The organism is Endozoicomonas sp. ONNA1 (genome assembly GCF_024606325.1).
Taxonomy (GTDB): Bacteria; Pseudomonadota; Gammaproteobacteria; order Pseudomonadales; family Endozoicomonadaceae; genus Endozoicomonas_A.
Map to the genome: position 1 here is coordinate 1 of NZ_JAHHPN010000043.1, position 12,438 is coordinate 12,438.

Below are 12,438 nucleotides of genomic sequence, written 5' to 3' on the forward strand. Positions count from 1 at the left end.
CCTCAATTTCTTGCAATCCTCGCTACGGACGCTTAAGTCCGACAGGCTGCTAGGGAAATTGAACATTTCCCTTTATAATGCCCCTCCTGTAACTGCCAGGAAACTGTCTATTCCCGGTCAGCCTCCTCAAGCCAGAACTGGACATCAGCCAAGCATGAATCGATCGGTAAAAATTTTAAAATTTCTACTCTGGAGTGGCCTGGCAGCCGTCAGTGGCATTACCCTGATAGCAGCCAGTGCCTATCTCTATCTGAGCCCTTCGCTACCCTCAGTTGATACCCTGCGAGATACTCACCTGCAGACGCCTCTGCGCGTCTTTTCAAAGGACGAAAAACTGATCGCAGAGTTTGGCGAAATGCGCCGAACACCAATCCACTTCGCAGATGCCCCCAAACCCTTGATAAAAGCGTTCATGGCTGCCGAAGATGATCGCTTCTACCACCACCATGGCGTCGATATTATGGGTCTGATGCGGGCTGCACTTCAGCTTGCTTCAACCGGTCGCATCCAGTCAGGGGGCAGTACGATCACCATGCAAGTGGCGAAAAACTTCTTCCTGAGTCACGAACGGGTATTCTCCAGAAAGTTCAACGAGATTCTGCTGGCTCTACAGATTGAACAGGGACTGACCAAAGACGAAATCTTTGAGCTCTATCTCAATAAAATTTATCTGGGTAACCGCGCCTACGGAGTCGAGGCTGCGGCACAGGTTTATTACGGCAAATCCATCGATGAACTCAATCTGGCTCAATGGGCCATGATCGCGGGACTGCCCAAGGCCCCTTCCCGTTATAACCCAATCAATGACCCCGAACGTTCACAGGTTCGCAGAAACTGGATTCTTGGCAGAATGTATGATTTGGGTTACATCAGCCATGCGGATTATGAAGAGGCTGTTCAGGCTCCGGTGACAGCGAGTTACCACGGCCCCAAAATTGAACTGCAGGCCCCTTACATTGCCGAGATGGTTCGTCAGGAAATGATTGAGAGGTTTGGCCCGGAAACCTACACGGAAGGCTTCAAGGTTTACACTACCGTTGACAGTGTCTTACAAACATCCGCTAACGAAGCCGTTGCCAATGGTCTTTTCGCTTATACAGAAAGGCATGGATATCGGGGACCCGTTAGCAACCTGAATGAGGACGAAGAAGGTAAGTCCTTCATTCAACAGCAAAAAGATGCAGCGACTATCTGGAAACAGACTCTGAAAGAGACCCATTCTACCGCTGTCCTGATTCCTGCTGTGGTCACCGCGGTAGAAGATCAATCGGTGACAATCCTGATGAAAGAGGACAAAACCGATCACATTGACTGGGACAACCTCAAATGGGCAAAGCCTTTTATCAATGTTAATGCTTATGGCTACAACCCCAGACAGGCGTCAGACATCCTGAAGCCCGGTGACCTGATTTGGGTGAGAAAGATGCCTGACGGTCGCTTTCGTTTAACCCAGGAACCCCAGGCGCAATCTTCGCTGATTTCCATGAGTCCGGAAAATGGAGCTATTCTTGCCCTGGTAGGCGGCTTCAATTTCTACGACAGCATGTATAATCGTGCCACACAGGCTATCCGACAAGCGGGTTCGGCTTTCAAACCTTTCATCTACATGGCTGCTCTGAACAAGGGGCTGACCGCCGCTACCATCATCAACGATGCTCCTGTTGTTTTCACTGACCAGGGACTTGAAGGCATCTGGCGCCCGAATAATGACAATATGAAGTTCAACGGCCCAACGCGACTCAGGGTAGGCCTCTATCGCTCAAGGAACCTGATCTCGATTCGCATCCTCAGGCAAATTGGTGTCAGGCGCACCGTAAACTTCCTGACTAAGCTTGGATTGCCTGAGGACACTCTAACCCGAAACCTCTCTCTGGCTCTGGGTAACGTTTCCATGACACCGCTGGAATTGACCACAGGTTACGCTACGATTGCCAACGGCGGATACAAAGTGATGCCCTACTTGATTCAGAGAGTCGATGTTCTGGATGACACCGTATTCGAGGCCAATCCGGTGACTGTCTGTCGGGACTGCGGGAAGGAACCGACTGCTGAAGAAGGATTAGTCTCAGAACAGGTGACTGAAACCTCAACCGCACCTCTGCCGGAGGACAAACCTCTGGCTTCTGTTGAAGCTGTCAATGAAGCTGAGTCCGTTATGGACAGACGGGTCAATTATATCCTCAACGACATCATGCGCGATGTTATCTGGAAAGGCACCGGTAAAAGAGCAAGAGTCCTTGAACGTCACGATATTGGTGGTAAGACAGGTACCACAAATGACAGTAAGGACGCCTGGTTTGTCGGATTTAACCCTGATGTGCTTACCAGTGTCTGGGTCGGCATGGATAACTTCTCCTCCCTGGGTCGCTGGGAGTTTGGAGCCAATGCCGCTCTTCCCATCTGGATCAGTTACATGAAAACCGCTCTGGCAGATCAACCGATAAGACGCCTGCCTCAGCCAGCAGGCATAGAAACGGTTCGAATTGATCCAAGAACAGGACAGCTGGCAAAGCAAGGCGATCCTGAAGCCATTTTCGAAGTGTTCAGGAAAGAAAATACACCCAAGAGGCTGAGCGAGGGAAGGAGTCCCTCCCCGGAAGATAGCGGCTCACTCAAACCGGAAGATTTGTTCTAAGATTCCGTCGCGCCCGGAGGTTCTGACTTTTTTGCCAGTTCTGATCGGGCCAGGCTTCAGGAACCCAAAAAAGCCCGCACCTGAAAACCAGGCCGGGCTTTTTTAACAACTGAATCTCAGGCTTATATATCGTCCAGAGACTGCAGAGGATAATGGGCAGGATAAGGCTGACGGGCTACCCCAGAATCTACAGCAGCCTTTGCCACTGCGGCAGCAACAGAACCCAGCAGACGAGGATCAGTCGGTTTGGGAATGATGTATTCCGGGCCAAAGCTCAGCTCGGCTCCCTCATAGGCATCAATGACCTCCTGAACGACTGCTTCCTTAGCCAGTTCACGAATAGCGTGAACAGCAGCCACCTTCATCTCTTCATTGATACGACTGGCACGAACATCCAGAGCACCACGGAAGATGAACGGAAAGCCAAGTACGTTATTCACCTGATTTGGATAGTCAGACCGACCTGTTGCCATGATGACATCAGAGCGTACTTTTTTGGCCAGCTCCGGACGAATTTCAGGATCAGGGTTGGCACAGGCAAATACAATAGGATTCTCAGCCATCCTTGCCAGCTGATCCGAAGACAGCAGGTCAGGGCCAGACAACCCCAGGAAAGCATCAGCCCCATTAATAGCGTCGTCCAGGTTACGGCAATCTGTCTCAACCGCAAACAAGGCCTTGTACTGGTTAAGGTCATCACGCTCTGTGTGAATAACGCCTTTGCTGTCCAGCATAAAAATATTGGCCGGATTCATGCCACAGCTGATCAGCAACTTGACGCAAGAGATGGCTGCGGAACCGGCACCGAGACAAACCAGACGAGCTTCTTCGATCTTCTTGCCGGCAATCTCAAGAGCGTTCAACATACCTGCGGCAGTGACAATGGCCGTACCATGCTGATCATCGTGGAATACAGGAATATCACACTCTTCAATCAGACGACGTTCGATTTCAAAGCACTCTGGCGCCTTGATATCTTCAAGGTTAATACCACCAAAGCTGCCGGCAACCCGCTTAACTGTGTCAATAAAATCCTGAGGGCTTTCGCAGTCCACTTCCAGATCAATGGAATCGACTCCGGCGAAGCGTTTGAACAGCAGAGCCTTACCTTCCATAACAGGCTTACTGGCAAGTGCGCCAAGGTTACCCAGGCCAAGAATCGCTGTACCATTACTGATCACCGCGACCAGGTTACCTTTCATGGTGTATTTGTAGGCATTTTCAGGGTCAGCAGCGATTTCACGCACTGGCTCTGCGACACCCGGACTGTAGGCCAGAGACAGATCTTTGGCAGTCTCGGCTGGCTTGGTCAGTTCAATCGAGATCTTTCCGGGTTTTGGCTGGGCATGGTAATCCAGAGCGGCTTGCTTCATATCCTTGTACTTTAATCCTGATGAAAATATGAGATCGTAAGAGTGGAGAATATAGGATCACCGTTTATCGAACAAGGATTCAGTCGGCCGGAAAAGTATATCTACAGACCGGGCATCCGGATTAATGCCGAAAACGAGATGCCTATAGCATAAGCAAAACATTTTGTGCCAACCTTTACTACGCGAATGCAATCAAATGTCTTCCATACAAAAAGACAGACCACCCACCGGGCTTACAAGGGCATTATTCTAACCTTTGAATACCATCGCGGCTGTAAATACCTACCATCCAACGCTTATAACGACCTTCTCCCTTATTTTTCTCCTTGCGATCAACCAGCCAACCTCTGAACTCAATACGCTGACCTATCAGACCTTTCAGCCACGCTGCATCTAAAGAGGATTTGGGCACACGAATAACCACCGGGCCATCCATTTCCACCCAAAGAAAATCACTCTTTTTGGGATTAGCAACCTCAACGACCTTGCCCCTGAGTATTGCAAAACCCGGCTTCAACCTGTCGGCCCTGATATCCAGAGCAGGACTTTTTGACCAAACACCTATTTTCTCTCTTCTGGCTTCTGCTTCCTGCCGCTTCAGACATTGTCGATAAGCATCAGGCTCTTCAGAAAACAGTTGGTAAGCCAGACCTTTCTCGATAAGCAGCGACTCGATGGATCGACCGTCCATTAGAAAGGGATGGGCCAGCACCCGACCATGATGATCTTTTCCAACAGCCTGAATCCTGATTTTCTGCGTGCCTGATAACAGCTGTTTCAGGGTCAGAGAGGCTAAATCACCGAAGGGGTCTGCCGACTTATTTTCATGGGCTATTTCAGGCGTGTTGATAGAGGGGAAACGAATTTTACGGCCATCCTTCAGCGTTAGTGAATCGCCGTCAGCGATGTAGTCCCACTTTACAGTCTCTGAAGGGCCTTTCAGGGTACAGGACGTAGTAGCGTATAGAGGAGAGATCGAGAAAAATATCCAGACATAAAAAAAGGCGCCCACAAAAGTGTGAATCGCCTTTTTTGCACAGCCAGGAAGGTCAAAAGAAATCATTATGCTACCTTTCGAATCATTCTTCGAACAAGCATAGCGGTATTTTCAACCCATGCTGTCTATAGTTCATGACCGCTTCTGACTCATGGCTGTTTGAGAGCCACCTAAAATGCAAGCATCAGAAATCCTTACTTGCGAGCACCAACCTTGCCGAAACGCTTGGTGAAGCGCTCGATACGACCGCCAGTGTCCATCACTTTCTGAGTGCCGGTGTAGAATGGATGGCACTTGGAGCAAACTTCAATGTGCAGGTCTTTGCACAGAGTAGAGCGAGTCTTAATCTTGTTACCACAGGAGCAGGTAACTTCGATTTCTTCGTAATTCGGATGGATTTCCGGCTTCATGGGATCTACCTCAAAACAATGCGTGCCGCCACCCGGTCTCTGGCTAATAGCAACCCGGCCAAGGCACCGCACGCGAAATGGTCACATACAGGCATACCCGAGCAGTGACTCGAAAGTACTGCTCGGAGACTGCCAGTCAGTGACCCTGGAAAATTGAGGCGGAATCATACCAAAGTATCCCCGTCAATCAAATACCGGTATTTCACTGGCTGTTCATTTCAACCGAACCGCAACTCAGGTTAAACTGGTGAGGACTTCTGTCGGAAGACTTCTGACAGCATTAATCATTGAAACGCCATTAGCCACTGAACAGCAGCCTCATGACCTCATGTGACGATAATTATCTCAGCGTCGCCGTACCCACCCCATTGAGGCAGATGTTCGACTATCTTCCGCCAGATAATAAGGCGAACCTTCAACCGGGTATGAGAGTTCAGGTTCCTTTTGGACCCCGAAAGCTGGTTGGCATAATCGAAGCCATTAAACAGGAATCTGACCACCCCAGGGAAAAGCTCAGAAAAGTCTCTGCCGTTCCTGACCGGGTCCCTTTGATTCCTGAAGACATCATGCAACTTTGCCGCTGGGCATCCAGTTACTATCACTACAGCCTTGGAGAAACCTTGCTTCAGGCATTACCCAAGGCTCTTCGACAGGGAAAGCCTGTAACCCGGGAAACAATAGCACTCTGGAGCCTTGCTGCTCCGCTTGATGAAGCCATCACCCAATCCCTGAAAAGAGCTCACAAACAGCTCAAGGCCCTGCAATGGCTGGAAAAATACCCTGAAGGTCTATCAGAGACTGAGCTCCGGGAAGTCGGTTTTAGCAAAACTATTCTCACCCAATTGCAAAAGAAACAACGGGTAGTTGTTCGAGAAGTTGAGCGGGTTGACCGATATTTCACTGAACATACAAACCCATTAAAACAAGAGCCCCTGACACTGAACTCTGAACAAGCTTTTGCTCTTAAAGGCATTCTGGCATCCCCCTCTTTTCACCCTGTTTTACTGGATGGCGTCACCGGAAGCGGTAAGACAGAAGTCTACCTCCAGGCCATCGAAGCGACGCTCAAAGCCGGTAAACAGGTTCTTGTTCTGGTTCCTGAAATTGGTCTGACGCCTCAAACCGTCAGACGATTTCGCAGCCGTTTTTCTGTCCCTGTGGTCTGTCTTCATTCTGGATTGAGTGATGGCGAACGTCTTCAGGGCTGGCTTGCTGCCAGTCGCTCCATAGCCGGGGTATTGATTGCTACCCGCTCAGGCATTTTTACGCCTTTACCCAAGCTGGGATTAATTATTGTTGATGAAGAGCATGACAACTCATACAAACAGCAGGATACCCTCAGATACAATGCCCGGGATATGGCTATATACCGGGCAAAAATAGCAGACTGCCCCGTCGTCCTGGGATCTGCCACGCCCTCTCTGGAAACCCTTATAAACGCCAGAAAAGGTCGTTACAGTCACATGGAGATCAGCAGTCGGGCCGGGCATTCCCGTCCACCGACTCTGGAACTACTCGATATCCGTCAGCAGTTACTCCATGAAGGGTTTGCCCAGAGCCTTATAACAAGAATGCAGACTACCCTTGATAAGGGCGAACAGGTCATGGTCTTTTTAAACCGCAGAGGCTACGCCCCCTCCCTGATCTGTCACGATTGCGGTGAAGTGACCGATTGTCCGCACTGCGATGCCCACCTGACACTGCATCGCCTGCCACCTCATATGCATTGCCACCACTGTGATTATCAAACTGCTATCCCCTGGTCATGTCCAAAATGCCACAGCAAAAACCTCCAGCCTGTGGGTCAGGGTACCGAACGGTGTGAACAAATTTTGGAGCAAATGTTCCCGAATACCCCTCTGATCAGAGTGGACAGAGATTCGACTCGTCGAAAAAATGCGCTTTCAGAGATTCTGGATACGATCCACACCGGCAAACCCTGCATACTATTGGGTACTCAAATGCTGGCCAAAGGCCATCATTTCCCCGATGTCACGCTGGTAGCGATAGTCAATGCCGATTCCGGTCTGTTCAGTTCTGATTTCAGAGGACTGGAAAAAACCGGACAGTTGATCCTTCAGGTTGCTGGCAGGGCTGGTAGAGAAAAAAAACCGGGACATGTCATCATTCAAACTCATAACCCTCAGCATCCTGCTTTGCAGATGCTGGTCAGCCAACCGTATAGTCGCTTTGCAGACAGTTTGATGAGTGAACGAAAACAGCTCAAACTGCCGCCTGAAGGCTATCTGGCTTTGTTCAGAACGGAGTCGTCTATGGCGGGAGCGGGTGAGAATCTACTAAAAAGTCTCAGGAATGTTTTACTAAACCACCACCAGGAAAGCCCTGCCAGGATATTGGGCCCCATCCCGGCTCCTATGGAAAAAAGGCAGGGGCGCTATCGTTACCAGCTGTTTTTGCAGGGAGACCAACGTGTTTCTGTGCATCGCCTACTGGATATTGCCGTCAAACATTTGGATTCCATGAAACTGCCAAAAAACCTGCGCTGGACATTGGACGTTGACCCCCAGGAGATGAGCTAAAGAATTCGGGCTATAGCCTGAATCTGACCACGCTGGAAATTCTGCATGGCGGTGCTTCTGGCAAAATTCAGGTAAGCGCGAATCTCATTGTCAGGCAAGCTTCGATAGGTATAGAGATAAACGTACCTCATATGGTCATTCATCCCTTTACGAATGACCGGTTTTTCCCTGGCTTTAAGCACCTCAGGCGGCCTTAAAGGACGCCCATCATTGATCGGCATCACTTCATGAAGTATGCGCTTGGCTCCCACCGACGCACTGGCAGCTAGTTCCGTACCGAGTTCAACCGCATCCAGCGTTTCCATCAATTCTTCAATCAGACGTATGCGACTGGTTCGAGGTAACTCTCGGGATAATTTGTCTTCAATGTAAGCCTGCATACGAAGTGCATTGCGAGGATCGTTAGCCTCCATTTCCAAACGCAGAATTTTTTGCCCTAGTGATGAGTTATACCAGTCCAGAAGTTTCAGTAATTCACCGACACTCAACGCTTCATCTAGAGTGGCTTCCATGGAAGATTTAAAAAGACCCGGACTGTAGCGAACCTTGACGACCTGATTAACCGTATTCACCACTTCTGGTGGCAGTGTGTATTGCTTCTGGTCAATGGTCATGCTGGACAATACCCAACCAAGCTGTTGTTCCAGCTGAGCGTTATCATAGAGTTCATCCAGCAACACACCTTTGTCAGCGGCTATAAGTTTTCCGTTCAAGAGAAACAGAAGAATGAACGCCAGAGTTTTTGAAAAATGGCTCAATGTGGGCAACGTAAAGTTGCATTGTGTATCCATACACTCACCCTGCGAACAGGAAGGCTGTGCTTACAACATACCTAAACCGCAAGAGCGTGTAAAATGGGATTCAGTCATACAATTTACTGGTCAGCGCGGTGACAGCGGTTTCAACCCGAAGAATTCTTGAGCCCAGATGAACCCGATCAAACCCTGCCTCCTCCAGCTTTTCCACTTCATAGGGGATAAACCCACCTTCAGGCCCAATCGCCAGAACCACCTCATCGTCTACCTGATGAGGGCAAGGGACTCCGCCGACAGGATGGGCTACAAAACAACGTTTGCCTTCCATAATGGCTGGCAAGCGATCCTCAACAAAAGGCTTGAAGCGTTTCTCAAGAATAATTTCTGGCAACAGCGTATCCCTTGCCTGCTCCAGCCCGAGAATAAGCTGCTCACGCACTTTTTCTTCTGACAACCAGGGCGACTGCCAAAAGCTTTTCTCAACCCGGTAGCTGTTCATAAGGATGATTTTTTTAACTCCAATAGACGACAAATGCTGCAAAATCCTTTTCAGCATTTTCGGACGGGGTAACGCCAGCAGAATGGTCATAGGTAGAGGCTCAGGAGGCTTTTTGTTCAGACATACATCCAACTCCATTGCCTGATCCGTCAGAGAAACAATGACGCCTTCACCCATTTCTCCATTCAGCAGCCCTACTCTGATCCTGTCACCGGCTTGAGAGCGATGAACGTTCAGGACGTGCTGAAGGGGTCTGCCTATCAGCCTGACGCGGCTTTCAGAAATAAAATCGGTAGGAGTCAATAACAGCAAGTTCATATCGGGACGCATCAACAGTCAGAAAACAAAACATGCATTTTCCAGATAAAGCCTCCTTAACGAAAGGCTAATTTTATCGAAGACCTGATACAGTGGGGAGAACTTGGCTCCTGTAATCGATGAGCCTGAGCATCAACCGTAGAAAATAATCAGGAGTGTTTGTTCTTTTGCTTTTTTCCCCTGCGAGATCTACGGAATCCATCAGGTATTGCAGCTTGATTAATCATGTCAGCTAATTTTTTCCTGAATTTTAAGTTTTTATGACTTGTATCAAATCCTATGCAATACCTATCCTTCATACAGTCAACAAAACAATCTATCAAGCTAGAAGCATAAGCTCTGCATAGAGCATCTTGTGTGAAGTCTGTTTTGATTATCTCTTTTGGTAAATCAAACAAAAACAACTCAACATCACCAGACTCCGATATCTGATAGTTAATTGAGTCAGGTTCCAGATATATCTTATTTTTTACCAATGCAGCCACTTCTCGAATAGCATGCTGGAGTACGCCAAAAAATACCTCTTCATCAGGAATTTCTTTAACCTGTAACTCCTTTCCAGTAATCTGATCTTTAACAACCATGTCATCTATAAACGAATCGAGATTATATGCGCTTTTATCATCAGCAATGTGTCCATCAAGATCGTCAAATAAAGGCATAACGATTGCGGGAACAGTCACACCGTCTATCTCGACAAGAACGTTTTTATGATAAGAGAGCGTGTTAAAACCTAGCTGCCTGAGTTGTTCTGTTGACTGTGTTTCCTTTAACGCGGTATCCCAGCGCTCCACTTGATAACTTTCCGCCGGCACTGCAATGGCAAAACCTTTACCTTTTATATTAATTTTAAAAACTTTTTTTGTACCGCCTTGAGATACAAGGTCACACAAAAAATCTTGCTGATCATCTGATGTTTTTTCTCCTTGAGAATCATCAGATGTCTTTAGCATTGTTATTTTTAATTCATCCCCCACATACATTCGATTCAGATTATATTTTTTTTCAGGATCACGAGCGTTATTTAAGGCTAGAGCCTCATCTAAAGACACCTCGAAATCTCTTAATTCGTCAATATCAACCGACGCAACATCGGAAACTTGTAAAACCTCCCGCGAACCAGAGGGTTCCTTATTAGCGTCTTTCAGGTTTTGATAATTTTCTTTCAATCCACCCAACAGATGTCTGGTGTATTTTTCGGGCGCACGCTCGATCACCTCTTTGACCATGTCTTCATAAGAAACACAGCGTTCTACCCTTGTCTCAAGGGCTTTCAGCGCTTTAACTTCTGGCAGCTCTTCCGGTCTGACCTCGGCATAAGGAACGACGACGTATTTTATTCCAGGCGGATCAGACTCTTCCTCCTCAACCCTTTCTTCTACATCAGCCTTCGCATGACATGCTTCCGAAATTCCCTGGATCACATTGTCAATATCAACCAGCAGCTCTTTCTGCAGACGGACTACCATCTCCATGTCTTCAGACACATGACTCCAGGGTAAGTCTAAGGAGGTGTCTTCAGCCCAGTTTTCACGATCTTCCAGATACTGCCTTATGGATGGATCCAACCGCGCCTCATCGCCGGTTTCCACACAGATTTCTTTGAAGGCAGTCAGCAGGTTTTTCGCGTATTTTGAAGGTGCTTCCTGTTTGATCACAGCAAAGGCGTCATTGATATCGCTGGCCTTCATCAAACTCAGGGCCAGTGCACTGATTTGATCTTTTCTGAGGCCGGATCGACTGTCTATCTGCTCCTCTTCATTCTTATGAATCAGTTCCAGGAGAGGGAAAATTTTCTCTTTGAACGCACTCAATTCATCGGCATAAGCCAGCAGCGGAACCTTTACCTTAAGAGCTTTCAGGCGATATCCAGCCTGCTCCACAAGTTTTTTCATTTTCAGAAGGTAGCCATATTGTTCGCAATGCTCAAAGTGGTTATCGAAACATGAAACCATTGCGGGTATATCTTCAGCCATCTGAAGCGAATGCAAAAAACTGCGTTCTTTCGCTGTGTATTCTTTAAAACCTTCAGCCAGCCATTCAGTGGATTGACCCAGTTCGGATTTGAATCGCTGAAACAGATTTTCCTTTAACTCTTCAAACGATTCATTTCGAATTGTGGATTCCAGCCATAAACGGCCCTGTTCTGACAACCCCAAATTGGCCCCGGTGTCCCGCCCGATCTTTAGGAAGCTCATACAGAGCCTCTTCTGATAGGGCTCTGGCACCACATCATTCAACAACACCAGCATCTCATTTAGGGAGGGGCAATCATCAATTCTGTGAAGAAGGCTGATCTGTATTTTCTTGTATAGCTCCGGTTCTTTCTCGCCTTCAATAGCGACGATATCATCCATAACTTCTTTAATCCGGAGTTTGAAATCGCCCTTGAATGCATCTATTTCAGCAAACGAATAGCCTTTTAGTACTGCTGATAGCCTTTGGGGTCCCATAGGTGTTATGGAACGTTGGTTCAGAGATGACGCAGGCGGTTTAAAGGAATCCTGGCTTTTTTTAAGACGGGTAGGAATCAGGACAGCACCGACACTTCGGCAGAAAGCTCTGGCTTTACCAAAAACCAGAGAGGTTGCCTTTCTAATACTGATGGCAGCCATCCTGAGGTGATACAGGATACTGTCGTCCTGCGAAGTCTTGTTAACATTAGCCATGTGCGTCCTGCAATAATTTCATTCCTCTATTCAACTTAGTCAAAGCTGGGCGAGTCATTTAAGTGACAGGGTTCACTCATAACCTGACAGCAAGAGAAATCTCAACTTTAATCTGGCACTGAACGCCTGATAAATCTGGAGATGAATATACCGGCTCAAACAGCAACCGCACCGGAATAGCCAGAAGAGACTAGCAGCCTGTCGGACTTAAGCGTCCGTAGCGAGGATTGCAAGAAATTGAG

Annotated in this window: 8 protein-coding genes; 2 read left to right on the top strand and 6 right to left on the bottom strand. The window is 48.0% G+C overall.

Annotated elements, in window-relative coordinates:
• Positions 1-154 precede the first annotated feature (154 nt).
• Positions 155-2,635: a penicillin-binding protein 1A gene (locus KDK19_RS00965; RefSeq protein WP_257279859.1), complete on the top strand. Its 2,481-nt coding sequence runs from the start codon at positions 155-157 to the stop codon at positions 2,633-2,635.
• A gap of 122 nt (positions 2,636-2,757) precedes the next feature.
• Here KDK19_RS00965 and KDK19_RS00970 read toward each other — a convergent pair whose 3' ends face one another.
• The 3 genes from KDK19_RS00970 to rpmE form a co-directional block, all read right to left on the bottom strand.
• A complete protein-coding gene (locus KDK19_RS00970) occupies positions 2,758-4,008 on the bottom strand; it encodes a malic enzyme-like NAD(P)-binding protein (protein WP_257279860.1) in 1,251 nt (416 codons plus the stop codon).
• A gap of 244 nt (positions 4,009-4,252) precedes the next feature.
• On the bottom strand, positions 4,253-5,071 hold the full coding sequence (locus KDK19_RS00975; RefSeq protein WP_257279861.1) for a thermonuclease family protein: 819 nt from the start codon (positions 5,069-5,071) through the stop codon (positions 4,253-4,255).
• A 128-nt stretch (positions 5,072-5,199) separates the two neighbouring features.
• Positions 5,200-5,415 carry a 50S ribosomal protein L31 gene (gene rpmE, locus KDK19_RS00980; RefSeq protein ID WP_257279891.1) on the bottom strand — a complete coding sequence of 72 codons (216 nt, stop codon included), beginning with the start codon at positions 5,413-5,415 and terminating at the stop codon, positions 5,200-5,202.
• Between the two features lie 320 nt (positions 5,416-5,735).
• On the opposite strand from rpmE, the gene KDK19_RS00985 reads away from it, so the two are divergent.
• Positions 5,736-7,955, top strand: coding sequence for a primosomal protein N' (locus tag KDK19_RS00985; RefSeq protein ID WP_257279862.1), 2,220 nt, complete (start codon positions 5,736-5,738; stop codon positions 7,953-7,955).
• On the opposite strand, the gene KDK19_RS00990 is transcribed toward KDK19_RS00985, so the two are convergent.
• From KDK19_RS00990 to KDK19_RS01000, 3 genes are all read right to left on the bottom strand, one after another.
• Positions 7,952-8,746: a DUF2059 domain-containing protein gene (locus KDK19_RS00990; RefSeq protein WP_257279863.1), complete on the bottom strand. Its 795-nt coding sequence runs from the start codon at positions 8,744-8,746 to the stop codon at positions 7,952-7,954. The genes KDK19_RS00985 and KDK19_RS00990 overlap by 4 nt on opposite strands.
• A 70-nt stretch (positions 8,747-8,816) precedes the next feature.
• Positions 8,817-9,527 carry a 16S rRNA (uracil(1498)-N(3))-methyltransferase gene (locus tag KDK19_RS00995; protein ID WP_257279864.1) on the bottom strand — a complete coding sequence of 237 codons (711 nt, stop codon included), beginning with the start codon at positions 9,525-9,527 and terminating at the stop codon, positions 8,817-8,819.
• A 149-nt stretch (positions 9,528-9,676) separates the two neighbouring features.
• The gene (locus tag KDK19_RS01000) at positions 9,677-11,503 is read right to left on the bottom strand and encodes a hypothetical protein (protein ID WP_257291151.1); all 1,827 of its coding nucleotides are present in this window, start codon (positions 11,501-11,503) and stop codon (positions 9,677-9,679) included.
• Positions 11,504-12,438: the final 935 nt, after the last annotated feature.